General features: G+C 65.6%; 25 protein-coding genes. 8 read left to right on the forward strand and 17 right to left on the reverse strand.

Annotated elements, in window-relative coordinates; genetic code table 11:
* Positions 1-400: 400 nt before the first annotated feature.
* Positions 401-1,183, forward strand: a complete 783-nt coding sequence (locus F561_RS0115800; RefSeq protein ID WP_026298968.1) for an alpha/beta hydrolase — start codon at positions 401-403, stop codon at positions 1,181-1,183.
* Positions 1,184-1,548: 365 nt separating this feature from the next.
* Here the strand turns inward: F561_RS0115800 and bshB1 are convergent, their stop codons facing one another.
* The 8 genes from bshB1 to F561_RS0115840 form a co-directional block, all read right to left on the reverse strand.
* A complete protein-coding gene (bshB1, locus tag F561_RS0115805) occupies positions 1,549-2,277 on the reverse strand; it encodes a bacillithiol biosynthesis deacetylase BshB1 (RefSeq protein WP_019010936.1) in 729 nt (242 codons plus the stop codon).
* Positions 2,274-2,819, reverse strand: a complete 546-nt coding sequence (locus tag F561_RS25665) for a GrpB family protein (protein ID WP_019010937.1) — start codon at positions 2,817-2,819, stop codon at positions 2,274-2,276. Before F561_RS25665 ends, bshB1 begins: the two co-directional genes overlap by 4 nt.
* A gap of 82 nt (positions 2,820-2,901) precedes the next feature.
* Positions 2,902-4,098: a cytochrome P450 gene (locus F561_RS0115815; protein WP_019010938.1), complete on the reverse strand. Its 1,197-nt coding sequence runs from the start codon at positions 4,096-4,098 to the stop codon at positions 2,902-2,904.
* Positions 4,082-5,521 (reverse strand): phytoene desaturase family protein, encoded by a 1,440-nt coding sequence (locus F561_RS0115820; RefSeq protein ID WP_019010939.1) that lies wholly within the window; start codon positions 5,519-5,521, stop codon positions 4,082-4,084. Before F561_RS0115820 ends, F561_RS0115815 begins: the two co-directional genes overlap by 17 nt.
* 100 nt (positions 5,522-5,621) lie before the next feature.
* Positions 5,622-6,635, reverse strand: coding sequence for a glycosyltransferase family 2 protein (locus tag F561_RS0115825; protein WP_157451934.1), 1,014 nt, complete (start codon positions 6,633-6,635; stop codon positions 5,622-5,624).
* An 89-nt stretch (positions 6,636-6,724) separates the two neighbouring features.
* On the reverse strand, positions 6,725-7,444 hold the full coding sequence (locus F561_RS0115830) for a lysophospholipid acyltransferase family protein (protein ID WP_019010941.1): 720 nt from the start codon (positions 7,442-7,444) through the stop codon (positions 6,725-6,727).
* On the reverse strand, positions 7,398-8,345 hold the full coding sequence (locus F561_RS0115835; RefSeq protein WP_019010942.1) for a carotenoid biosynthesis protein: 948 nt from the start codon (positions 8,343-8,345) through the stop codon (positions 7,398-7,400). Before F561_RS0115835 ends, F561_RS0115830 begins: the two co-directional genes overlap by 47 nt.
* Positions 8,342-9,907, reverse strand: a complete 1,566-nt coding sequence (locus tag F561_RS0115840; RefSeq protein ID WP_019010943.1) for a phytoene desaturase family protein — start codon at positions 9,905-9,907, stop codon at positions 8,342-8,344. The genes F561_RS0115835 and F561_RS0115840 overlap by 4 nt, the downstream gene beginning before the upstream one ends.
* 134 nt (positions 9,908-10,041) lie before the next feature.
* Between F561_RS0115840 and F561_RS0115845 the strand changes: the two genes are divergently transcribed.
* The 6 genes from F561_RS0115845 to F561_RS0115865 all read left to right on the forward strand — a co-directional run bounded on the left by F561_RS0115845 (position 10,042) and on the right by F561_RS0115865 (position 15,467).
* Entirely contained in the window at positions 10,042-10,245 is a 204-nt protein-coding gene (locus F561_RS0115845; RefSeq protein ID WP_019010944.1) for a hypothetical protein, read from the forward strand.
* Between the two features lie 38 nt (positions 10,246-10,283).
* Positions 10,284-10,757: a DUF4262 domain-containing protein gene (locus tag F561_RS0115850; protein ID WP_019010945.1), complete on the forward strand. Its 474-nt coding sequence runs from the start codon at positions 10,284-10,286 to the stop codon at positions 10,755-10,757.
* 92 nt (positions 10,758-10,849) lie between these two features.
* Entirely contained in the window at positions 10,850-12,373 is a 1,524-nt protein-coding gene (gene cobA, locus F561_RS0115855) for a uroporphyrinogen-III C-methyltransferase (RefSeq protein ID WP_019010946.1), read from the forward strand.
* 210 nt (positions 12,374-12,583) lie between these two features.
* On the forward strand, positions 12,584-13,777 hold the full coding sequence (locus F561_RS0115860) for an HD domain-containing phosphohydrolase (protein ID WP_019010947.1): 1,194 nt from the start codon (positions 12,584-12,586) through the stop codon (positions 13,775-13,777).
* Positions 13,778-13,933: 156 nt separating this feature from the next.
* Positions 13,934-14,062 carry a hypothetical protein gene (locus tag F561_RS30355; protein ID WP_281166597.1) on the forward strand — a complete coding sequence of 43 codons (129 nt, stop codon included), beginning with the start codon at positions 13,934-13,936 and terminating at the stop codon, positions 14,060-14,062.
* Between the two features lie 229 nt (positions 14,063-14,291).
* Entirely contained in the window at positions 14,292-15,467 is a 1,176-nt protein-coding gene (locus F561_RS0115865) for a tetratricopeptide repeat protein (RefSeq protein ID WP_040380985.1), read from the forward strand.
* A gap of 30 nt (positions 15,468-15,497) precedes the next feature.
* On the opposite strand, the gene ispD is transcribed toward F561_RS0115865, so the two are convergent.
* A complete protein-coding gene (gene ispD, locus F561_RS0115870) occupies positions 15,498-16,241 on the reverse strand; it encodes a 2-C-methyl-D-erythritol 4-phosphate cytidylyltransferase (RefSeq protein ID WP_019010949.1) in 744 nt (247 codons plus the stop codon).
* Positions 16,229-16,783 (reverse strand): UbiX family flavin prenyltransferase, encoded by a 555-nt coding sequence (locus F561_RS0115875; protein ID WP_019010950.1) that lies wholly within the window; start codon positions 16,781-16,783, stop codon positions 16,229-16,231. The genes ispD and F561_RS0115875 overlap by 13 nt, the downstream gene beginning before the upstream one ends.
* 41 nt (positions 16,784-16,824) lie before the next feature.
* Here F561_RS0115875 and F561_RS0115880 point away from each other — a divergent pair, with 41 nt between their 5' ends.
* Complete coding sequence (locus F561_RS0115880; protein ID WP_019010951.1) at positions 16,825-18,078, forward strand: cytochrome P450; 1,254 nt, start codon at positions 16,825-16,827, stop codon at positions 18,076-18,078.
* Between the two features lie 288 nt (positions 18,079-18,366).
* Here F561_RS0115880 and F561_RS0115885 read toward each other — a convergent pair whose 3' ends face one another.
* The 7 genes from F561_RS0115885 to F561_RS30045 all read right to left on the reverse strand — a co-directional run bounded on the left by F561_RS0115885 (position 18,367) and on the right by F561_RS30045 (position 24,375).
* Entirely contained in the window at positions 18,367-18,969 is a 603-nt protein-coding gene (locus F561_RS0115885) for a response regulator transcription factor (protein ID WP_019010952.1), read from the reverse strand.
* Positions 18,966-20,117, reverse strand: coding sequence for a sensor histidine kinase (locus tag F561_RS0115890; RefSeq protein WP_019010953.1), 1,152 nt, complete (start codon positions 20,115-20,117; stop codon positions 18,966-18,968). The genes F561_RS0115885 and F561_RS0115890 overlap by 4 nt, the downstream gene beginning before the upstream one ends.
* A gap of 2 nt (positions 20,118-20,119) precedes the next feature.
* A complete protein-coding gene (locus F561_RS0115895) occupies positions 20,120-20,773 on the reverse strand; it encodes a DUF1349 domain-containing protein (protein ID WP_157451927.1) in 654 nt (217 codons plus the stop codon).
* Positions 20,774-21,093: 320 nt separating this feature from the next.
* Entirely contained in the window at positions 21,094-21,915 is an 822-nt protein-coding gene (locus tag F561_RS0115900; protein WP_019010955.1) for an ABC transporter permease, read from the reverse strand.
* A gap of 29 nt (positions 21,916-21,944) precedes the next feature.
* A complete protein-coding gene (locus F561_RS0115905) occupies positions 21,945-22,862 on the reverse strand; it encodes an ABC transporter ATP-binding protein (RefSeq protein WP_019010956.1) in 918 nt (305 codons plus the stop codon).
* Between the two features lie 83 nt (positions 22,863-22,945).
* Positions 22,946-24,010 (reverse strand): ComEC/Rec2 family competence protein, encoded by a 1,065-nt coding sequence (locus tag F561_RS0115910; RefSeq protein ID WP_019010957.1) that lies wholly within the window; start codon positions 24,008-24,010, stop codon positions 22,946-22,948.
* Positions 24,007-24,375 carry a DUF3006 domain-containing protein gene (locus tag F561_RS30045; RefSeq protein ID WP_245556548.1) on the reverse strand — a complete coding sequence of 123 codons (369 nt, stop codon included), beginning with the start codon at positions 24,373-24,375 and terminating at the stop codon, positions 24,007-24,009. Before F561_RS30045 ends, F561_RS0115910 begins: the two co-directional genes overlap by 4 nt.
* Between the last annotated feature and the right edge of the window lie 105 nt (positions 24,376-24,480).

A 24,480-nucleotide genomic window follows, 5' to 3' on the forward strand; every position in this document is an offset into this window, starting at 1 on the left:
GCCAGGACAACGAGAGAAAGCAGTTCCACTTGGTTTTTGCGGTACTCCGGGAAATGAGCACAAAAGCAGCGCGTCAGATGGGTCAGCGTGGCAGGGGACGCGTTCTGTTTTGACGGATCAGACGGGAGATTTCAACCCCTCAACAAAGTGTCGGGTACTGAGCTCTAATGCAGCGTTCTGAAAATTGCCCGACTTGAATCACTTTCCATTTACATAATATTGGAAGAAGACAGGCTGGAAAAAAGGCTCTCTTTCGTCCAAGCAAGTCAGAGACCATTTTTTATTGTAGGGTAAGGGAGTGTTTACTGAACGAGTGGTCAATCAGCATTGAAGCAAAGAGCGTCAGTGCTGTGAATCTGAGTGCTTGGCATCTGAGCATTCAGAATCTGGGGAGAAAAGTATGTCAAAAACTATTATTTTTATTCATGGAGCGTGGGTCACTCCTGAATGTTGGGAATCTTTTCGGTCTTTTTATGAGGCGAAGGGCTATCAGTGTTTGGCCCCTGCTTGGCCTTATCTGGATCGGCCCATCTCAGAACTGCGTCGGCAGCCAGCAAACGAGTTGGCACAGCAATCTATCGGCCTCCTTGTAGACCACTTTGAACGGGAGATCAAAAAATTGCCGGAACCCCCGATTCTGATCGGGCATTCTTTTGGGGGCCTCATTGTTCAGTTGTTGCTGGACCGCGGCCTTGGTCGTGCGGGGGTGGCTATCGACGCTGCTCCACCCAGAGGCGTGCTTCCCAGCCTGACGGCCCTGCGTTCTGCGCTGCCGGTGTTGTTGGCTTGGCAAAGCTGGAAGCGGGTGCTCACGATGTCGTTTGCGTCGTTCTCTTCTACGTTTGCCAATACCCTATCGCCCGCAGAACAACGCCTTGCCTATGACCGGTACATCGTGCCCGCTCCGGGGCGAATTTATCTGCAAGCCGCGTTGGGCCTGGGCAACAGCGTACATTTTGCCAATCCCAACCGAGCACCATTGCTCCTGATCGCGGGCGAAGAAGACAAAACCTCCACGGCTTCGATGGTTGAATCTATGTACCGGAAACATCGACGTTCACCGGTTTCGGTGGATATTCGCCGTTTTCCACACCGCAGCCATTGGCTTATCGCGGAGTCTGGGTGGGAAGAAGTGGCCCAAGAAATTCAGGTCTGGATCGAGAACAAGCTCAGCGTTCGGTAATACGGATTCCGATTGAAAACCCCATAGATGTGCTTTCAATCTGGGCGAACTTGGCAAACTTGCAAAGCTGCGAAGCAGAGCGAGTAGGAAAAAATACGGGCCAGGCGATATGGAGGAGTGGCGTCCTTCTGGGCGTCCGTTCACGACGATGGAAGCCGCAAGCGGTGGGATCAAGGTTGTGGCGGAATGAAGCGGGGTCCGTGTAGGTGGTGGGTGGGAAAAGTGGGGGGCCGAGAAATCTTGGTGGTGGATAGGTTCGTAAACGTTTACAACGCTGTACCAGGGTTTCTGCACAGCCCAGACCCAACAACCTACAACCCCCTCCCCACCTGCGCCTTTCCCACGTTCCACTCTCTACCCTCGCCTCACAGCCTCTCCGGGTCTACCAGCAGCGGTTCCTCCGTCTCGAAGGCCTCGGCGTAGCGCACCCGCAGCAGGGTTCCCCAGTAGGTCAGGCGTCCCTTGCGGCGCTCAATGATTTCGGGCGTCACCGTTTCGGAGATATACGCGCCGCTGAACTGGCTGGTATGGGCGCGGATGGCGGCTTCCCAGTCGGCCATGACGCTGCCCACATCGACCAGCAGATTGGCCCGAATATCGGCGTTGCCCTGATACAGCAGCACGCGGGAGACGCGGTGAGGTTCGCCCTCCAAATCGGCCTTTTTCAGCGCGGCCAGATGCACGGCGCGTTTGGCCACCGAATAGGTTCCGAAGTGGTCGGGGTGGCGGTCTGCGTGGTGCGGCACGACCAGCACGCGGGGACGCACGGCCCGCAGGGTGGCGGCCAGAGCCTGTGCTCCCGCCGGGGTATCGGCCAGACCGCCATCGGGCAGGCCCAGTTGCCCGCGCCAGCTCAGGCCCATGATGGCTGCCGCCGCCACACATTCCGCCGCCCGCTCCTGCGGTGTGCCCTGTGTTCCGCTCTCGCCCCGCGACAGTTCCAGCACGCCCACCGCCCGTCCTGCGCGTGCCAGCCGAATCAGCGTGCCGCCCGCGCCTATCTCGGCGTCGTCGGGGTGGGGGGCAAGGCACAGCCAATCGAGGGGCTGGACTGCGCCGTACACGGTTTCAAAAGGAGGCGTGGCAGGGGTCATGGAAGCAGGCTAGCAGGCGGGGTGGGGCCAAACTCGGCAAGGATGCGCTCCACGAAGCTTCCCTTTTGGGCCGTGTATTCGGCGCGGCGGCCTGCGTGGGTTGCCGCCAACGCTGCCTTGATTTTCCCGTATTCATCGCGCAGGTCGGGCCGCTGCCGCAACACTTCCCGGAACAGCAGGTATTCCGCCCATTTCGGATGCTGGATGGGCAACAGGTGGAGGTAATGCGTGCGGGCGTCGTCGTTCCCGTGGGCAAAAAAGTATTCTCCCCAGCCCTCGCGGTCTCCGAAAGACGTGTAGCCGATAGCCTGGAGCGGAGAAATGCACGCGTCCATCTGCGCTGTATTTTCTACGGCCACCGCGAGATCGAGAATGGGTTTGCCCGCCAGACCGGGAATACTGGTGCTGCCCACATGCTCCACCCAGAGGGCCAGAGCGCCCAGCGCCTGCTGCACTCGGGCGCGTTCCTGCTGGAACAGGGCCGGATATTCGCTGGATGAGGGCCGAAGGGCGACGGTTTCCCGCCTGAGTCCGAGGGTCATGGGGTGAGTGTAGGGCAATAAAAAGAGCGCCCCGAAGGACGCTGATTAGAAAAATATAGCGCGGTATGCAGGCCCCGTCAAGCTATGCAGGCGGATGCCCCAGCCGCTCGCGCACCAGCAGCGGGCCAGCAGGTCCCAACGTCACGCCGGGGCGGGGGGTGGCATTCCCGCGCACACGCTCCAGCGGCGGCAGGGTTGCCAACGCTTCCAGAATCATCAGGTGGGCCAGATGCATACCGAGGCAGATGCGCTCGCCGCCGCCAAAAGGCAGATAGGCCCAGGCAGGCGGCGCGGCCTGCCACCGCTGGGGCTGAAATTCGGTGGCATTCGGCCACAGCGCCGCGTCCCGGCCACTGAGGTAGGGGCTGTACAGCGCCAGTGTGCCGCGGGGCAACAGCACGCTCTGGCCGCCATCGGCTGTCCAGCGCAGGTCACGGGAGAGGCGGCGGCTGCCCATCCAGCCGGGGGGATACAGGCGCAGCACTTCTTTCAGGACGGCTCCGTGATGTGCAGGCGCGTGCCACTCGGGGCTGTGGGCGAGGTGCCAGATGGCCCAGGCCAGCGCGTGCGTGGTGGTGTCGTGCCCCGCCGCGAGGCTGATCCGCGTTTCCTCCAGTCCGCCGGGAAGGGGGGCCAGCAACGCCAGCAGATCGTCCCCTCTTCCAGTGGTCAGACGCTTGTGGGCCAGCCGCCGCAACTCCGCGTCCACACGGGCAAACAGCAGCGGGCGCGGCAGGGCCGGAACCGGAAAAGGATGGCGCAGCGGAGCCAGAAACGCGTGCAGCAGGCCCGGATCGAACTCGCCGCTGAAGTAGGCCGCGTTCAGCATGTGCAGGGCGGCGGCATCGGCCCAGGCCAGCGCGTCCCATTCTCCCGCGGTTCCCAAGCCTGTGGGAACGCTGGGCAGGGCGGCCCGCACCCGCTCGCGCAGGGTGTCTATGTGGCGTTTGCCAAAGCCCGGATTCACCATCTTGCGCCGGGGCGCGTGGGCGGGCGCGTCGGTCAGGATCACGCCGCCCGACAGGTACGGCACGACTCTGGAAAAGCTTCCGGCGCTGCGAAAAGTATGCAGGTCGGTGAGCAGCGCCCGGTTCCAGGCTGGACTGAAGCCCACCACCGCGGGCAGCCCCAGCCGCAGCCGAAACAGGCCGCCCGCCGCGCTCCGGTGTGCGCCCTCCTCGATCAGGGCCAGCGGACGCAACGCCCAGTCTTGCAGGTGGCCGTTGCCGGGGCGGGTTGGGGGTTCAGGCAGGGCCGAGAGGTCAGATCGAGGTTTCATCCAGCGCCGCCTTTCCGCCCAGATCGTCGTAGGGCAGGCCCAGCAGGTCGCCCGCGCCGTTCCAGCCGCTGAGCATGGAGAGGGGCACGCCGCCGCCGGGATGCACCGTGCCGCCCACCTGCCGCAGATTGCGGATCTGGGGCAAAGTCCAGCCGGGACGCAGGCTGCCCGTCAGTCCGTGTGGGGCGCGGCCATACAGTGCGCCGCCCACAGCGGTTCGGGCGTAGTCGGCGGGGGAGAGGGGCAACCACTCGGCCACCTCCAGCGGGGGCAGATGCCCAGGAAACTGGCGCTGAAGCTGGCCCAGCAAAAATTCACCGTAGGCGTGTGGGTCGCCTGCCACATCGGGGCGGGGCGGCGCGTTGACCAGCAAGAAAGCCTGCTGATGATCGGTGTGCAGGTACAGCGTGGGGTCGGTGGGCAGGCGGCCTGCACGGATGTCGGCCCATTCGCGGGCGTAGCGCTCGGGGAAAAAGACGTGGTGAGACTGGCCCGCATCTGCCTTCAGGCGCAGTTGCAGGGCAAATCCGCTGACGCCGCGCCCGGTGGCGTCGGCCCCCAGCCCCAGCCATTGCCGCGTGAGGGCGCGGTCTGCGGCGCTGATCCAGCCGTCGGCGGCCAATGCGCCCCGGTTGGTGTGTGCGCCCAGCACCCGCCCGCCGTGCTTGATCAGGTGCGTGACCGTGGTGCCGTACTCAAACTGCACGCCCAGTGCCTCTGCCCGCGCCCGCAGCGTTTCGGCCAACCGGCCCAGCCCGCCTTCCAGATGCCACACGCCGTAGCCCAATTCTACCCAGGCGATGTTGTGCAGCACGGCAGGAGCGCGGTACGGGTCAGCCCCCAGATAGGTGGCGAAGCGCAACCAGAAGGGCGTCAGCAGCGGCCCACTCTGCACGTAGCGGGCCAGCTTTGCCCACGGTGCGGCCCGCGCTCCACGGGTCAGGGCGTAGCGGCCCAGCGCCAGTTTGTTCGGTGGCGGCCCAAACAGGAAGGTCGGTGCGGCGTCGCGGTACATCTGCCGGGAAGCCTTCAGCAGCCGCTGATAACTGTGGGCCTCACGGCGGCTCAGTTGCTCCAGCGTGGAGTCCAGCCCCGCCACCAGAACGGCCTCGGGCGCAAAGGTTCGGCCCTTCACGGCCCCGCCCGCGTAGTGATAGGTCGTGGTGGGCCGCGCCGGATTCAGCCCCGGCTGCGGCAACCCCACCCGCTCATGCAGCGCCCGGAACAGGTGCGGCATGGTCACGACTGTCGGCCCGCTGGAAAATTCGGGATACCCCAGCGCCGCCTTGCCACCGGGCCGTTCCAGACTGTCCAGCACCGTGACGCGCACGCCCGCCCCCGCCAGGCGCAGGGCAGCAGCGAGGCCCGCGAAACCGGAACCGATGACGATGACGTGTCTGGGTGTCATGGCCGCCCGGAACATGGATCGTGGATCGTAGAACGTGGTGTCGCGCCCTTCCCACGATCCACGTTCCACCCTTCAAACCCGTCCCACACCCTACCTCCCACCTCCCACCGCCCTTTCATTGCTTGTACGCCCGCCCCTTCCAAGTTACCTGCCGCCGCATAGCGCGAAGATACACGGGCAGGGCCAGCAGCGGCGTCAGCGGTCCCAGCAGCCCTTCGGCCAGATCAGCAGGTGTGCGGCGGCCTGTGATCAGGTTGGTCAGCGGACGTTCCAGCAGGGTTGCCAGCCGGAGCAGACGCAGGGCCGGAGCAGGCAGCAGCCAGGGCAGCGTATACACCACGAAATGTCCGGCAAAGGCCAGCGTCATGAGGGGGCGGGAATTGAGGTGTAGCGGCAGCGAATTTTTGCCGAATCCACGCACCGATTCTCCGTAAGACGAATACATCCGCACGCCGATGCAGTCGCCGCCCATCGCCATCGTCAGCCGCCCGCCCTGCCCCTTCAAGCGCCGCGCGAACATGGTGTCTTCCAGCACCTCTTTTCTGACCAGTTCGTAGCCGCCCGCCCGTTCGAACGCGGCACGGCGAAAGCCCATCAGTTGCCCGTTGGCCGCGCTGGCCGCCGGAAAAGGCAGTTTCAGGACCGGAAAAGGCAGATAGGACAGCACCACCAGATCGACCAGCGGCGTCAGCAGGCGCTCGCCGGGGGTGCGGTTGTCCTGCTTGGGCAGGGCGCTGAGCAGGTCGGCCCCTGTGGATTCCAGTTCGTGGATGACTGCGCCTAACGCCCCCGGCCCCCACGTCACGTCGGCATCGGTAAAAATCAGGATGTCGCCTGTGGCGGCGCGGGCCAGTTGGTGGCAGGCCCACGGCTTGCCGAACCAGCCTTCCGGCAGGGGTGCGCCCGGAATGACCCTTGCTCCCAGTTGGCAGGCCAGTTTGCCCGTGCCGTCGGTGCTGTGGTCGTCCAGAATCAGGACTTCGTGTGCGCCCTGTGCCACCACCCCCGGCAGGGTGCGCGGCAGGTTGTGGGCCTCGTTGCGGGCCGGAATCAGGATGGACACGCGGGGGCTGCCCGCAGGCACGGGCCGGGGGCGCAGGCGCGGAAAGGTCACGGCGTTGACCGCCATCACCGCCAGTTTGCTGAAGATGAATCCCAGAGCCACCCAGCGGTAGGCCCGCGCCCAGTCTGCTTTTCTCCCTTTTCTCCCAGCGCCTTTCACCTGTCCCCCGTGATCAGGGTCAGCATCCGCGCGGGCAGGCTCACCGGATCGTCGGGGGTCACGCGCTGGCCGCACACGCGCAGGTATCCGGCCAGAGGCTGTTCGGGGTCGGAGTCGGAGAGTTCGGCGTCCAGCAGAGCCAGTTCCCGCGCCAAGGCCTGGGGCAACAACGCTTCCGAGATGGGGGGGCCAAAGCGCACATAGGCTTCAGGCTGTTGGCTGCCGCGCAGAACCACGCGCAGGGCCAGCGGAATCAGGGGCACGCCAGCGGTGCGGGCCACCCACGCCGCGCCCGCCCGGACTTCTTGCACGGGGCCAGCGGGCCGAATCGCGCCCTCGGGAAAGACCACCAGCCAGCTTCCGGCGCGGGCATAACGGGCGGCCTCGCGCACCTGCCCAGCGGCCAACGCTCCGGCCCGCCGCAGAAAGGGAAAGCGGCCCAACTGATGCGGCGTCATGAGTACCCGGAAGTCGGCCCCAGCCCACGCCGCCACTTCCAGCAGGGTGTAACCGTCCCACCAGGAATGGTGGTTGGGAGCTAGCACCGCGCCCTCTGTGGGCAGGTGGCCGCGCACCCACACGCCCGCCAGCTCTGTCTGCACGCTGCGGCGAATGCTGCGCCTGACCATCCATGTGGCCCACGGGTGGGCTTCCTTCTGGGGAAGGCTGTCAGGCACGTTGCCCGCCCGCCGCCTGCCCGCTGCGCTCTGCCCCAAAGAGCCGCGCCAGCCCCAGCCCTGCCAGCATCGCAAGCAAGGTCACGCCTGCTTCCACGTAGCGCCCCACCAGCACCAGCCCCCCCGGCAAAAAGAAGGTTTCGATGGCGTAGGCAAGGGCGAAGGAAGGACGCGCTTTCTTTGGTCCGAACAATCCCGGCGCAATGCGCGTAAAGGCCCAGGCAATCCCGCTACCCACGGCCCACCAGCCGATAAAATTCTGAATCGGTGCTCCGGCCCACACGGGCGCGGGATCGTTCCAGACCCAGTAACGTTGTGCAGTCATCAGCGGTTCCAATCCTACGTCCCAGAGGGCCAGCAGCACGCCCGCCAGCCACGCCCGCCCCCCGGCCAGCAGCAGGCCCGCCAGCGTGAAGGCGAACCAGCCCAGCGGCACGATCAGCGGCACGGTCAGCAGTGTGGGCGCGGGCGCACCGGCATAGGAATACACCCCGAACGGAATTCCGGTGCGGCTGCCCAGTACCTCTACACCGAGGCCCACGGCGAAGGCCAGCGCCGCCATCGCCGCAGCTTTGGCCGTGTTTTCCTTCTCCTGCACATACAGGAACGCCGACACGAACAGCGCCCCGGTACTCAGCAGGCCCAGCAAAGAAAAACCTTCCGGCCACAGCGGAACAGGCACTTTCAGCAGCACGTAGAGGGCGAGGAAGGCCATCCACGGGCGGGTGTGGGCGGCCAGTTCAGCGGCGCGGCTTCTGAGGGTGGGCACAAATGCTGGCCCCAACTGGTCGCCCGCCAGCGCCAGCACGCCTGCCAGCGGCACTCCCAGCGCTATGCCCGACCAGCCGCCCGCGTAGCCCGCCAGCACGGCCAGCGCCCCGGCAAAAGCCACGCCCAGCGCAGCAAAAGCCAACAGCGAGCGCCGGACGAGCGGGGTCATTTCAGGCCCAACCGCTGCCGACCCAGACTCTGCCATTTGCGCTGCGTCAGATCCTTGACCAATACGCGGGCGGCATTGCGCCCCGACGCGCCCATGATTCCGCCGCCCGGATGGGTGCTGGCCCCGGTCAGGTACAGGCCCTTCACACCCGGCCAGCGGTACTGGCTGGCCTGCATCCACGGCCTGAACGAAAACATCTGATCGAAGCTCATCTCCAAGTGCATCACGTTGCCCCGGTGAAGGCCCAGATTGGTTTCCAGCCACTGCGGGGTCTGCACCAGCTCTCCGACGATGGTGTCGCGGGTGCCGGGGGCGTAATGCTCGAAGGCGTTCAGGATGTTCTCGCGGGCCTCGGCGGTGCGCGTTGCCCATGATCCGCTGGACAGTTCGTAGGGGTAATACTGCGCCCACAGCCACAGCGCCTCGCCGCCGGGGGGGGCAAGGCTGTCGTCTACAGCGCTGAAACTCATGGCGATCAGCGGCGGGTCGGTGGTGGGTTCTCCGGCCAGATACTGCCCGTAGCCCTTCATGAGTTGCTGCTGGTTCTTGATCAGCAGGCCCAGCCCCACGCGGCTATCGGGTTCGGTGTGGTTGCGGTACTTGACCTTCTCGCTGAGGGCGAGGCGCAGCACCATGCCGAAGCCGTTGCCGACGCGCACCTGCCGCGCCGCTGCGGGCACATGCTCGTCGGGCAGGGCGGCGGCGGTGGTCAGAACGTGCGTGCCCGACACCACTGCGCTGGCCGTGTACACCTCGCCGCTCTCCAGCTCGATGCCCTGCGCCTTGCCGCCCTTCACCAGAATTCGCTTGACGGGCGCATTAACAAAAACCTGTCCCCCATCGGCTTCGATGGCCCGCCGCAGGGCTTTGGTCAGGCCGCCGCTGCCGCCTTTGGGCCGCGCCACGCCGCCCTCGTGGTACAGCGGATGCCATAGCAAAAACGGCGCACTGAGGGGGTCGGTGGGCGGCGGGCCACTCTGGGCGGCCATCCACACCAGCGGGGCACGTACCCGCTCCTCGGTAAAATATTCGGCGGCCACATCGCCGTAAGGCCGCAGAATGCGCGAGAGCTGCGCCTGCCAATCTCTGCCCTTGCCGCTGCTGACCATCATCTTGCCCATGTCCAGCGGCCCCGGCGCAGAATTGAACAGGTCGGCCACCGAGCGGGCAAACGGCGTCCATTCGTCCAGAAAGTGGCTGTACGCCTCGCCCTGCCCCGGAAACAGGTTTTCCAGTTCTCGCGCCGTGCGTCCGGGGTCGCGGTGAATAAACCACGGCGTTTCTCCGTCCGAGGCGTGAAACATCGGGTCTACTTCAAGGTAGTGCAGACCGTGCCGGGTCAGTTCCAGTTCGCGCACCACGGGCGTCATGCGAATCAGGATGTGGGCGCTGCCGCCGTAGTCAAACTGATAACCGGGCACGATTTCTTCGGTGCTTACGGCCCCGCCCACGATGTGCCGCCGCTCGAAGACACCCACGCGCAGGCCCGCCTTGGCCGCATACGCCGCCGTCACCAGCGCGTTGTGTCCGGCTCCCATTACGATCACGTCAAAGTCAGGCATCTGTTGGGCGTCAGTCTGGCACGGCGGGCCGGGGCAAACGGTCAGGAATCCCTCACCCTCACCCCCATTTACCCGCCCCATTGCCCCTCTCAATAGATAGAACCCCGTGACACTCTGTGCGGTACGCTGGACCTATGTTCGGACGCCGCGTGCCGCCCCATCTCGTGTTCCTGTTGAGCCTGTTGCTGGCGCTGGCCTGCGCGGTGGCCGCCTTTTTTGCCCTGCGTGCCGAAAGCTGGGTCACGGGCGCGATCGGCCTGATTCTGGGCGTCTGGTTCGCGGTAGACGCGGTGCGGGCGTATGGCTGGCAGAAGGCCAAGCAGGCGCAGAAAAAGTAAAAACAGAAGTCTAAATTGGATCATGGCAGACTCGGGGTGTGACCTTCTCTCCTCCCAGTCCTCAAGATGACTTTGACCGTACTCTGCTGCATCACGTTCAAAATCACGGCTGGTTCGTGGTCAAGGTGCCCGACGATGAAGCGGGGCCGGGATTCGCTTTCACTGTCGGCCTATCTCTGAACTATCAGCACCCGGAAGTCATTCTGATCGGACTTGATCTAGAGTTGATGCACCGCGTCCTCAACGCCATTGGCGAGGATGTCAAGGCAGGCCAGCAACACTATGAAAGTGGCCTGCGGTTCTCCAATCTACTGGAGGGCTATGACTGCGCGTTTGTGAGCGTGGCAACCGCGCAGCACCGGGAATATCTCGGCACATTGGTCTGGTTTTATAGCAATCAGCCTTTCTCGGCTGTTCAATGTGTTTGGCCCGACAAGCTGGGGCAGTATCCGTGGGACAGTGCGGCTCATCCCCAGTTTCGTTCTCGCCAACCAATTTTGGATGGGCGATGAGGTTCAAGGAATCTCTGAATTCCACTAAATCCTGAGCAGCCCCGCCCTCACCCCGCATTTGTCCCGCCCCTGCTCCTTTAGCCTGTAAGGATATGACTGCTCCTGCTTCCGCTTCCTCTGCCCGCGCCTTTGTTTCCCTGATCGGGGCCGGGCCGGGCGATCCGGGGTTGCTGACCATTCGGGGCATGCAGGCGCTTCAGGAAGCCGACGTGGTGCTGTTCGATTACCTCGCCAACCCGGATCTACTGAACTACGCGCCGCACGCGCACACCATCTACGTGGGCAAAAAGGGCTTTTCGGAGTACATCAGTCAGGAGCAGATCAATGCGCTAATCGTGGAGCAGGCGCTCGCGGGCGGCGGGCAGCGGGTGGCGCGGCTCAAGGGCGGTGACGTGTTCGTGTTCGGGCGCGGCGGCGAGGAAGCCGAAGCCTGTGCGCGGGCGGGCGTGCCCTTCGAGATCGTGCCGGGAATCAGCAGCTCTATCGCGGCCCCGGCCTATGCGGGCATTCCGGTCACCCACCGGGAAGTGGCCCGCAGTTTTGCCGTACTGACCGGCAATACGCAGGAGGGCGGGGCGCACTACGCCACGCTGTCTGGGGCCGATACGCTGGTGCTGTTGATGGGCGTGCGGAATCTGGATCAGATTGCTGCCGACCTGATCGCGGCGGGCCGCCCCCCGGAAACCCCCGCCGCCACCGTGCAGTGGGGCACCACGTCGCGGCAACGGGTGGCGGTGGGCACGCTGGCAACCATTGCTGCCGAGGTGAAAGCCGCCGGACTGGAAGCCCCCGCCGTGACCGTGGTGGGCGAGGTGGTGCGCCTGCGCCAGAGCCTGAACTGGTTCACGCCGCCCGCCGAAACCGAGCAGCCAGAGCGCCCGCTGGCCGGTCATCAGGTCGTGGTCACGCGCACGCGGGAGGGGGCCAGTGCCCTCGGCGGGGTGTTGCGGGCACGCGGGGCCAGCGTGCTGGAAGTGCCGCTAATCCGCTTTGCCGACAGCGCCGACGAGGCGAATTTGCAGGCCCGCCTGCGTGATCTGTCGGGTGTGGATTGGCTGCTGCTGACCAGCAATCAGGCGGTAACGGCCCTGTTTGACCAACTGGAACGGCTGGCGCTGGACGGGCGGCATCTGTCGGGCGTGCGTGTGGCGGCGGTTGGCCCTAGCACGGCGCGGGCACTGGCGGCACGGGGCATTCGGGCCGATTTCGTGCCGTCCACGCCGGGGGCGCGGCATCTGGGCACAGAGCTTCCCACGCAGGCCGGAGAGGTCGCCCTGCACCTGACCTCGCAACTGGCCGAAGCCGAGCTGCAATCCGCACTGGAGGCACGCGGCCTGAGCTACACGCGGGCCGAGCTGTACCGCACCGAACCCGCCCCGCTGACGTCCAGGGCGCAGCAAGCCCTCCTGCGGGCCGATGTGGTCACGCTGGCGTCGGGCAGTGCAGCGCGGTTTCTGGCTGAGGTGGCAGGCACGGGCTTCAGGGTCGCCGTGATGGGGCCGCAGACCGCCGAGGCCGCCCGCGCCGCCGGATTCGAGCAGGTCACGGTGGCGCGGGAAGCCACCCTGGAAGCCCTGGCCGATGCAGCGGCCCAGGCCGTTCAGACTGGAGGCTGATCGCTGCCCCTTTCCGGTCGGCCACCATGCCCGGACAATTCCTCATCAATTGGGGGGTAATGCAGTCGGTGCAGCGAATTTCTTGCAGCCGCTCTGACCCATTTCTGCCAAGCTCCTGATTATGCAGAGGCTCGTTTTGCCTGACTTCGTCAGTGGGCAACTGGGGCTAACAGCGTTCTGCCAGACGCATCAGGGCAGGGGCGGCTCCCGGTGACATCCCACTTCTCCTCAAAGCTGTCTGGGTCTTCAGACGAGTCCTATGAGCTACCGCCCTCTGCCGCCGCCGAGCACGCTGCCCTGGCTGCGCTGCTGGAGCTGAATGCCGCTTTGCTGGTGGCCCGCACGCCGCCGCAGGTCGAGGAAGCGCTGACGCTGGGTGTGGTCGAATTGATGGCGGCCCGGTACGCCTATTTTCTGCGTTTCGATCCTCAGGCCGACACGCTGACCATTACCACTGTGTCCAGAGAGCAGTCCACCGATCCGGGCGCGACGGCGCTGGGCTGGGTGCTGAAGCGCGGCGAGGGGGTGTCCTGGCAGGCCATAGAACAGGCCGAATGTCTGGCGGCACAGGCTTCACCCGGCGGCACCACCGAGTGTCTGGGCCGGGCCGTCCTGCATATTCCCGCGCGGGACCTGCCCAATCACGCTGTCCGGGTGGGCAACGCCCCTGATCAGGACGTGATGTTCGCGCCGCTGCTGACCCAAGACCGTCAGGTGCTGGGCGTGCTGACCCTGGGCCGAATCTCGCCGGGGTTTACGGCCCAGGACCGCGCACTCCTGGCCGCTTTCGCCAACGCCGGAACGCTGGCGCTGGAGCGTGCCCACGAGGAACGCCGCGCCGCCGAATCCCGCGAGGGCGCGATGATGGCGCTGGGCATGGCGCTGGAAGCCCGCGACTTCGAGACGCAGGGCCACACCGAGCGCACGGTGGCCCTGGCCGAACGCCTCGGCACCGCCCTGGGCCTCAGCGCCGCCGATCAGGACGCTCTGCGCCAGGGCGCGTATCTGCACGATCTGGGCAAACTGAGCGTGCCCGACGGCGTCCTCCTGAAACCCGGCCCCCTGACCCCCCAGGAACGCGCCCTGATCTGCACACACACCGTCATGGGTGAGGCATTGGCCCGGCGCTTGCCCAGCCTGCCTGCCGGGGCGCTGGCTATTGTCCGGTCTCACCACGAACGCTGGGATGGCGGCGGCTATCCAGACGAGCTGTGCGGCACGCAGATTCCGCTCCTGGCCCGCATTTTTGCCGTAGTGGACGTTTACGACGCCCTCACCCACGATCGCCCGTACCGCCCGGCCTTTCCGCTGGCACAGGCGCGGGCCATGCTGGAAGATGGAGACGGCACGCATTTTGACCCGGAAGTGTTGAGGGCGTTTTTAGGCTTGCTGGACGGCGTTTAAGGGCGGGAAGAGGAGTGGTGTCAGCGGGGGATTTTTAGGTCTTGTCCTACGGTTTTCCCCCACCCCCCAGCCCCCGCCCCCAAAGGGGTCAGGGGAGTTAGCGCTCCGCTGAGGAGGAGTGATCTTGTCGTATTTTGGTTCGGCTAGATTGTTCTTTTGAAGCTGAATCGCCAGTTCATTCTGGGCTGGAATTGGCCCGCCCACTGCGTGGACGACGGCCTCACACGGATTCGGGCGGGGACGATCTGGGGTGGCGGTATCGGGGTCTTTGCTTCTCACCTCTGAGGGGGGGCATTGCAGAGCAATGGGGGGTTGCCCTTGTCGCCCGTTCACGGTGTGGACGACGGCCTCACGCAGACTTTCCCCAGTCTGACCACAACTTCACCGGAACCCCAAGGCCACCTGAAGCTGATGCTTGGGCGGCCTCATCTGCGCTGCCTATGCTGACCCACACAGTGTTGGCCCGAATGATTCCCCGTCTTCTTTATCTCAGCGAATCCGTGTAGGAGAACCCATGACCTCTATCCGACTGACCCCACTCCGATTGGCCCTGATCCTGACTGCCCTGCTGGGCGGTGCACAGGCCCAGACCGCTGCTCCCGCCGCAGCGCCGAGTAACGCGCCCGCGCCTCAACAGCAGCAAACGGCGGCCCAGGCTGCTGCCGAGGCCAGCGATCTGGCGGCCAAGGCACGCGCCACCTACCCCCAGGGCAGCGCCAGCATCGACCAGGATCTCTGGAAAAGGGCCGCCGCTGCCGCCGAACGCGCCGTGGCTGCCGCGCCGAGCAACCCAGAATATTTGCGTCTGCGTGCCCAGATCTACACCGAAGTGGGCTTCTGGCGTCAGGCCGAACTGGGTTGGGAAGCCTACTTCCGGGCCGTACCCAGCGGAGCGTCGGCGGCAGAGACGGCCAGTGCGGCCAACGTGCAGTACAACCTCGGGTACTCGGCCTACACGCGCAATCAGCCCAGTCAGGCGGCGGCCTTTTTTGCAGCCTGCCTCAAGTTCGATCCGGCCAGCGTGCCCTGCACCAGTTGGGCCGCCCGCACTGCACTGGAGGCAGGAAATTATGCACAGGCACAGACCCTCTACGATCAGGCTTTGGTGCTGCAACCCACCGACAAAACCCTGAGCTATTTCCGCTCGCTGGCGCAGAGTGCTGGGCGCTATGGCCCCGCCGCCACCCGCGCTTTTAGCCGTGCCTACGGTGATTTGGACGCAGGCCGCAAAGCGCAGGCATTGGCCGGATTTCAGCAGGCTGCCACCGCCGCCCCCAACTTTGCCGAAGCGTGGCGCGAAGCAGGCAAACTGGCCCTCGAACTCGGCGACGCACCAGCGGCAGTAGCGGCCTACACGGGCGCGGTGGCCCTCCCCAGTGCCTCCGCCGCAGACCGATACAACCTCTCGGTGGCGCAGGAAGGCCAGAGTGTGGGCCTCAAAGCCGTTCAGACCTTCCGCACGGCCTATACACGTTTTACGGCAGGCGACAAATCAGGAGCCGAGGCCGGATTTCTGGAGGCCACCACCCTCAGCCCCAGATACGCCAAAGCTTGGGCCTGGTTGGGCCGCACCCGGTACGAGGCCCGCAACTTTGAAGGCGCGGCGCAGGCCTATGCACAGGCCGTACAGCTTGATCCGAACGATAAGAGCAGCGCGTACTTTTTGCGGCTGGCACAGCAGGGGAAGTAGGGAGTGGGTTGTGGAGGTAGGCAGAGTGAGCTAGCTTTTCCCATTTCCCATTTCCCACTGACCACTTCCTGCTTTTAAATCCCACACCGCCGCCACCGCTTCCGCCAATGCCAGATCCCCCGGCGTGGTCACTTTAAACAGTCGGGCGTCACCGGGAATCAGGGCCACCCGTTGCCCCAGACGGGCAATCAGTCCGGCGTCGTCGGTGGCGGCGTGGCCCTCACCGTAGGCAGTTTCATGGGCGGCCAGCAGCGCGGCGCGGCGGAAGCCCTGCGGTGTCTGCACGGCCCAGAGGCCCTCGCGGGGGGTCAGGGTTCCCCACTCTGCTTCCTCTTGCGCTTTGGCCTGTACCAGCGTATCGGCCACGGGCAGGGCGGCAGTAGCGGCCCCCACTTCCCACGCGGCGGCGGTCACATCGTGGATCACACGGGCGGGCAGAAAGGGGCGGGCGGCGTCGTGAATCAGCACGATGTCGGCGTCGGTGGCCCGCAGGAGCGCTGACACGCTGGCCTGCCGGGTATCTCCGCCTGTGATGGCCCGCGCCTGCACCCCATCTGGAAGCTGCATTTCAGCGGGCAGGGCCACTAGCACCTCATCCACATACGGCCACAGGCAAGCCACGCTGCGGGCCAGCAGACTCAGGCCGCCGACCTCCACAAAAGCTTTTGGCCCCCGCCCCAGCCGCGTGCCCGACCCCGCCGCCGGAATCAGGGCGGCTGTTCTGGGCCTGTTCTGCCCCTGCTGGCTCGGCCCTGTCCCGGTCACTCCTTCCACCGCTTGAACCCCAGCACATCCAGCCGGAACTGATCCAGCACGCGGGCGGTCACAAAATGCAGCAACTCTTCAACACTGCCCGGAGCGTGATAAAAGCCGGGGCTGGCGGTCATCACGGTGGCTCCGGCATCGTGAACGGCCAGCAGATTTTGCAGCATGGGGCGCGGCAGGGGGTCTTCCCGCACCACCAGCACCAGCGGGCGGCGCTCCTTGAGGGTCACGTGGGCCGCCCGCGACACCAGATTGTCGGCGAATCCGTGGGCAACTTTGGCGAGGGTGCCCGCGCTGCACGGCACGATCAGCATGCCGTCGGTGCGGTAACTGCCGCTGGCAACGCTGGCCGCAAGGTCGCGGTCTTCGTGAACATGGGTTGCCAGCGCGGTCAGGTCGGGCAACTGCGGGCCGCCCTCGGCACTCATGACCCGTTTTGCGCCGCTGGACACGACCAGATGCGTTTCGACATTCAATTCATTCAGGGCACGCAACACGCCCACCGCATACGGAATACCGCTGCCACCACTGACTCCTACCACCAAGCGCATTCGGTCAGGCTAGCAGGCGCGTGTGGGGGTAGCCTGTAGCCATGAATGCAAGCCCCACGGCGGCAAGCCAAAAAGCAGACGACCTGATCGGCGCTTACTGGCAGGGCGCACACCTGCAAAACCCCGCGTTTCTGGAAGAACTGCGGGCCGCCAACCCGGTGCTGATGTCGGGCACGCACGGGCTGACCGTCCTGACCGGACATCCCGAAATCACGGCGGCCCTGCGCCATCCCGACATCCGCACCATCAAATTTGAAGGCGGCGAAGGCTTCAACCAGACTGCCAGTTACGCGGTCATGAATCCCATGATGCTGTTTCATGACGGCGGCAGCCATACGCGCCTGCGTTCGCTGGCCCAGCGGGCCTTCACGCCGCGTGTGCTGGAAGAAAGCCGGGACTTTATCGCCGCACTGACCGACGATCTGTTGACCGAAGCGGCGGCGGCCAGCCGGAAGTCAGGTGGGGGAGAGAATGGGGTGGACATCGTGCAGGCCGTGGCCTATCCGCTGCCCGTAACCGTGATCGTGCGGATGCTGGGCCTGCACGGAACCGACGCTGAACGCTTCCGGGCCTGGTCGGAAAGTGTGGCCGACTTGCTGGGCGGCATAAATTTGCCCCCCGAACGCTGGGCGCAGATCGAAGCCGATGCCCAGCAGATGCGCGAGTATTTTCGGACGCTGGCTGACGATCTGCGGGCCGAGCCACAACCGGGCCTGCTGAGTGCCCTGGCCGCCGCCGAAGCCGAGGGAGGCGGGGGCCGCCTGAGCAGCGCCGAACTGCTTGCCAATGCCGTGCTGCTGCTGGTGGCGGGTCACGAAACCACCAGCAACCTGATCGCGGGCAGCTTTCATGCGCTGGCAGCCCACCCCGAGCAGCGGGCGTGGTTGGCCGCCGATCCAGCGGGCCGCGCTGCCAACGCCACCGAAGAACTGTTGCGCTTTCTGTCGCCCGTGCGGGGCAGTGGCCGCTTTACCACTGCCCCACTGACACTGGGCGAGGTGGCCCTGCCCGCTGGAATGCACCTGAGTCTCAGCTATGCCAGCGCCAACCGCGATCCCCGGCTGTACGCCGATCCGCACACGCTGAACCTGAGCCGTGCCAATGCACGCACGCATCTGGCGTTTGCGGGTGGCCCGCATTACTGCCTCGGCGCAACGCTGGCGCGGCTGGAATCCACCACCTTCCTCACCCGCCTGATGACCCGCTTTCCCGACTTCGTGGTGCCCGAGCAGCCTATTTCTCACCGCCCCAATTTTGCGTTGCAGGGGCTGGAGCGGTTGCGGGTGGTGTTTTAGGACTTCGGCCCGTGTGGTTTGATTGAGGTGGGGTTCTAGGGCTTGTCCCACGGTGGATTCCCCCACCCCCCAGCCCCCGCCCCCAAAGGGTCAGGGGAGTTTCCGTTGCACTCGGCAGGAGTGATCTTGTCGTGTTTTGATTCGGCAGGGTCGTTCATCTGAAGCGGAATCGCCAGTCGTCTTGACGTTGGAAGTGGCCCGCCCACTTCGTGGACGACGGCCTCACACGGATGGGGCGGGGACGGTGTGGGGTGGGGATGAAGGAGCGCAGCGGTTGCCTTTTCGCCCTTACAGCCAGCCTTTTTCCCGCGCCCGCCTCGCTGCCTCGGCGCGGTTGGCGGCTCCCAGTTTGCTGATGGCTTCCGACAGATAGTTTCTGACTGTGCCTTCCGACAGGCCGAGGCGGGCAGCGATGGCGGTGGTAGAGGTGCCACTCTCGGCCTCACGCAGGACCTGCCGTTCTCGCTCGGTGAGGGGGTCGGGGTCGTCCCACGCGCTTTCTGCCAGGGCAGGGGCAATAGCGCGGCCCCCAGCCTGTACCCGGCGGATGGCCTCTGCGAGTTGGGTGGCGGGCGCGTCCTTGAGGAGGTAGCCGCGTGCTCCGGCGTCCATTGCTCGGCGCAGGTAGCCGCTGCGGGCAAAGGTCGTCACGATGATCACGCGCACGGTGGGGCACTCTTCGCGCACACGGGCGGCCAAGTCCAGCCCGCTCAGGCGCGGCATTTCTATATCGGTCACAAGGACATCGGGCAACAGGGTGCGCACCAGTTCCAGCGCCGCCTCACCGTCGGTGGCCGTGCCCACCACGCTCAGATCGTCTTCCAGAGACAGCAGGGCCGACAGCGCCCCCAGCACCATCGACTGATCTTCGGCCAGCAGCACGCGGATCACAGGCGCAGCCCACCGGGCAGGGTGTTGTGGGCGGCAGATTCGCCGGGTTCGGCCCCCGGCAGGTCGGCGGTGAGGGTGGTGCCCGCCGTGCCGTCGCGGGTCAGGCTGCCGCCCAGTGCCCGGAGCCGCTCGCGCATTCCGGTCAGACCGCTGCCTTCGGGCGTCTGGCCGCCAATGCCGTCATCTTTGATCACCAGTCGGTGGCCGCGTGGCGTGGGCGTCAGGGTAATCCTGACCTCATGGGCGCGGGCGTGGCGCACCACATTCGTCACCGCCTCGCGCAGCAGCATGGCCGCGCTGGCCTCGGTGCGGGCGGGCAGTTCCGGCAGAGCCTCGGTCATGATCAGGCGCACGCCCGCCGCGTCCAGCGCCACCTTTGCGCGGGCCAGTTCGGCATTCAGGCCGCTGCCCCGGTAGCCCTGCACGGCGGCCCTCACCTCGGTCAACGCTTCTCTGCCGATGCGCTCCACTTCGCGGATTTCCTGTGCAGCGCGGGCCGGATCGCGCTCGGTCAGGCGGGCGGCCAGCTCGCTTTTCAGCACGATCACGCTGAGGGTGTGGCCCAGCAGGTCATGCAGATCACGGGCAATGCGTTCGCGTTCGGCGTCGGCGGCCAGTCGTTCGTTTTCGCGCTGAGCCTGTGCCAGCCGTGCGCCCGCAATGCGCTGGGCATAGCTGGCGTGGTTGGCATAGGCCGCCACCAACGTAAACAGCAGGTTGGGGGCCAGCCACCACAGGTCGTCGGGGCGGTAGGTGCCTGTCCAGAACGGCCACACCATCACGGCCATATTCAGGAAGGCCAGCCACAGCGCCAGCCCGGTGCGCCCCTGAAAGCCGATCATGCTGGCCCCGTAGATCAGGAACGTGGTAGCCGTGCCCCCGATGACTGGCAGCAGCACGAAATAACTGGCAAGCGACAAGACCCAGCCCCCCAGCGCCCAGGATTGCTGCGTCTGTGCGCTGCGAATTCCGGGCCAGAAAACCCGCAGATACAGCGCCACGAACCCGCCGATCAGGGCCAGAAACAGGGCCACCTGTACCGGGCTGCGCGGCACTTCCCAGAAGCTGCCCAGCGGAAAGACCAGAAATCCCAGCCAGATCAGTGGAAAAAAATCCCAGACGTTGAGGCGGCGAGAGCGGGCAGCCATCGTCAGGGTTGGGTGAGTTCGTGGAGAGAACGGGCGTCGGGAGGGGTGAGGGTGAACTGATCGAAGGTCGCCTGAAATCCGGCCCGCTGCGGGCTACAGGCCATCACGCCCACCCGCACAGGCAGAGTCGGCGGAAAATAGGCCAGTCTGAGCAAGGTCCAGGCGGTGGGGACAGGCGCAGCTTCCGTGGGGTCTGGACGGCCATGGACGATCAAAGCGTCGGCCCGCCGGATCACCCGGAACCAAACGGCGGCGTGGGCCTCGGCAGGCATCACACTCCAGTCTGAAAAATCGCGGGTCAGGACGGCGCTCCATTGCTGCCGCTGCTGCCCATTCTGCCCCACGTATTCCACGCCTGCCTTGAGCCAGTGGGTCTCGTCGGCCCACACCATCAGGCCCGCCTGATCGTACAGATGCAGGTACTCGCCGCGCACGCGCACACAAACCGTAAATTCTGAGGGTGCCCCTTGCAGCAGGACATGACCGTTGCTGTGTGTAAACCCGTAATGGGTGGCCTGCCAGAAATCCGTCTGGTCGCCCGTGTGTACCTCGAGTGTGCCATCTGCCGTCACTTGGGCCTGCGGCGGCGCGTGCTGCCAGCTCATGCCTGACCAGGGCGTCTGGAGCACGTCGGTGGCTGGAAGTCCATCTAACATAGGCAGAGTATCCTCCTTTCCTCAAAGCGTTTTTGCTTTTTCAGAGCGTTTATTGATTCCTGCCGAGGTGGGCAACCTCTTGAAAGCTGGTTGGCTGAACCCCCCCGTTGCTGACGCAACGCCCCCCCTTGAGGGGAGGACAAGGGCTGGGTGCTCCCCTCAAGGGGGGCTGGCGGCGCAGCCGACTGGGGGTTAGCCCGGAACATTGCTCAGTCCACTTCCCTCTTTCTACTTCTACAGCCCTCATTCCCAATTTCCGGGAACTGCTCTGCATGCCTGCCAGATCGCCCAAATCACCGCCCCCGCTCAACTGTTCCTGCTCACTGCCCGCGCGCTTCATCCCGCTTCATGGCCCACACTGCCACGCTGCCGAAGACCAGCGTAAAGCCCGCCAGCCACAGCCAATGCGTCAGGTCATGTGTCGTGTCGTGGGCCACGGCGCTCCAGCCCAACTGCGCGAGGTGGTAGCCGGGTAAATAGGGCGCGGCCCGCTGCACCACGTCCGGCAACTGGTTCAGCGGCACGAACAGGCCCGATGCGAACGACACCAGCACGCTCAGCACGTTTGCCATCACGCTGGCCGCCGCCGGATTGACCAGAAAGCCGATGCACAGGCCCAGCGCGATCAGCGGAACCATGCCCAGCAGCAACTTGGCAAGGATCGTGAGGGCCAAGCCCAGCGGCAGGGTCACGCCGCCTGCAAAGTGCGCGAAGGAGTACAGCAGGGTCAGGCTGAGGGCACTGAACAGTAGCGCGGCCAGAATCTTGGCGGCAAAATACAGCGGCGCAGGCAGTGGCGAGGCCCGCAGCAGCCTCAGCCAGCCGCCCGTGCGCTCTATTGCCACCGCTGCCCCGAACGAGAACATGGCGAGGCTCAGCAGTGCGTAGGTGCCGAAGCTGACGATCAGGTACTGGCCCACGTTCACGCCGCTGTCGGTGGTTTCGCGCACGTTGGGCAGGCCGAACAGGGCAAACCACAGGATCGGAAAGCCCAGCGTGCCCACGGCAAACATGGGATTGCGGGCCATGCGCCGCAGTTCGGCCAGGATCAGTTGTGCCAGCGCGGGCAGCAGCGGCGCACGGCGGCCAGAAGGAGCGGCGAGGCGGGGCAGGGTGGGGGCGGGCGTGCTGGGCGTCGTCATGGGTCAAACCTCCGGTGCAGGTGGGGAAATCAGGCTTTCAGGGCGTCGGGTGCGGTCAGGCTCAGGAAGGCGTCTTCGAGGCTGGCGCGGCTGACTTCCAGTTCCCTGAAACTCACTCCCGCCTGCACGAGGGCCACCAACAGGGCTTCGGGTTCGCGGGTCCGCAGGGTGGCGCGGCCCGCCCCATCTACCTCGGCGCTGTCTACTCCCGGTAGCGCCTGCAACTCGGCCAGCACGAGGTCGGAAGAAAAGCGCACCCGCCCCGCCGCCACCCCGGAGCGCAGACTTGCGGGGGTGCCGTCGGCCAGCAGGGTTCCGGCGTTCATGACCACCACGCGGTCGGCGGTGCGCTCGGCTTCTTCCAGATAGTGGGTGGTCAGCAAGATGGTACGGCCCTCGCGCTTCAGGCCGTCTACCGCGTGCCAGAAGGCGAGGCGGCTTCCGGCGTCCATGCCAGTGGTCGGTTCATCCAGAAACAGCACTTGCGGGTTGCCCACCACCGCCAGCGCGAAGGCCAGCCGCCGTGCCTGCCCGCCGCTCAGCGCCCCGGCCCGCCGCCTGGCGACGCTGTGCAGGTCGGCCAATTCCAGCGCCGTGTCCACGCTGAGGGGTGCGGGATACAGGCGGGCGAACAGCGTGACTGCCTCGCGCACCGTGAGGGCCTGCGGAATGGCGCTTTCCTGCGGCATGGAACCGATGACGGTGCGCCCGCCCCCCGCCGCCGGGTCGCCGCCCAGCACGCGCACCACGCCCGCCGTGGGCCGCGCCAGCCCCAGCATCAGGCTGATGGCCGTGGTTTTGCCTGCACCGTTGGGGCCAAGCAGCGCGGTCAGTTCTCCGGCCCGGATGCCCAAGGTCAGGCCGCGCAACGCCTCTACGGGGCCAAAGCGTTTGCTCACGCCCACCAGTTCGACGGCGGGCGGGGTGGCAGAGGATGAGTGGGTCATGCCCCCAGAGTGCGCTGTGCGGCGGTCTGTTCCCAGTGCCTTGCGTCAGGGCGTCGGCATGACAGATGTCATGTGCTGTTGCCTTACCGGTCTGTCGTCACCGTATACGTTCCGTCGTTGTTGCCAGCGAAGGTCACGGTGCCGTTCTGGTCGGTGCGGTAGATGCGGATGCCGTTTTGCTTGTACAGATCCAGCGCGGTTTTGGTGGGGTGGCCGTAATTGTTCGGCCCCACGCCGATCACCACGTTTTCGGGCCGCACCGACGCCAGCCACGCGGCATGGTCGCCGTTGGCTGCGCCGTGGTGAATGCTCTTGTAGAGCTGAAACGGCCCCTTGACCTCTGGGCGGTCTTCGGCCAGCCAGCCCTGCGTTTCCGGCTTCTCGCTGTCGCCAGTCATCAGGGCGTGAAAGTTGCCAAAATCGATGCGAATGCCGATGCTGTTGTCGTTCTGATCCTGTCCCATGCCGGAAGGTGGGTCGATCACGCGCACCTTCACGCTGCCCAGATTGATGACCTGATTGTTGGCCTTCTGAAACTTGGTTCCGGCGGCTTCGAGGCCGTCTACCAGCCGTTTCCACGTCTGGGTGGTCGGGGCGATGCCGTTGTTGATAAACAGGGTGGGCTTGGCCTCGGCGGCGGGCACCAGCCCCGCGATATGGTCGGCGTCGCCGTGGCTGGCAATCATCAGGTCAATCTTGGTGATGCCGTAGGTCTCCATATGCTCGCGCATCCGCTCGCTGCTGCGGCCCCCGTCGTACAGCAGGGTTTTGCCCTCGGGGCTGCGGATCAATATGGCGTCGCCCTGACCCACATCCAGAAACCGGATCGTGACCTGTCCGGTGGGCGTGGTGGTGGTGTCGGTTTTGCCCGTATCGGTCTTGCCGCCCCCAAACAGGCCGCCGCCCGCACACGCCGCCAAACTCGCGGTCAGGCCCAGCACCAGCAGCCCCAACAGGTCCGAAGAAGTCGGACGGCCCCGGCCCTTGCCCGGTTTTTTGGCCGTGCTGCGCGTTCTTTTGCCTGCTGTTGCCGCTTTAGAAGCAGAAGCTGCTTTCGCTGCCGCTTTGGGGGGGGCCTTGCCGCCGGTCGCCTTTTTGCTGGCAGGCTTTTTGCCGGACTCTTTCCCGGATTCCTTGGGCGTGCTCATAGCGTGATTTCTCCCTCTGCATCGGCTTTCTCTGCGCCGCGTGCGTTCAGGGCCTCCAGCTCAGCCCCCGCCTCTCGCCGCCGCGCCTGCGTTTCTTTCCTCAAGATGTGCGCCACCGCGCCGTCCGGGCCGTCCTGAATCCCCAGAATATCGCCCTCCTGCACGCCTTCCGGCAGTGAAGACAGCAGGATGTCCACCGTGTTGCCCGAGGGCAGTTCTATGCGGGCCATGCGGCCAGTGGGGGTGTCCTCGATGCCGTCTACGGTCCAGCGTTCGCCTGCCCAGACCTGTTCACTTGCCCAGACGCTCTCGCCTGCGGCGGGGGCCGGGTTCTGTTCCTGCGCGGCTTGCGGCTCATCTTTCACGTTCACAGCGTACCGCGTGGAGCAACGATTAAGGCCGTTTTGCCCTCTGGTGCCCCCCTCTGGCCCCCAACTGCGCCACTCGGCGTATGCGCCTGCCCCCGCCCG

The sequence above is a fragment of the Deinococcus aquatilis DSM 23025 genome (genome assembly GCF_000378445.1).
GTDB classification, from domain to species: domain Bacteria; phylum Deinococcota; class Deinococci; order Deinococcales; family Deinococcaceae; genus Deinococcus; species Deinococcus aquatilis.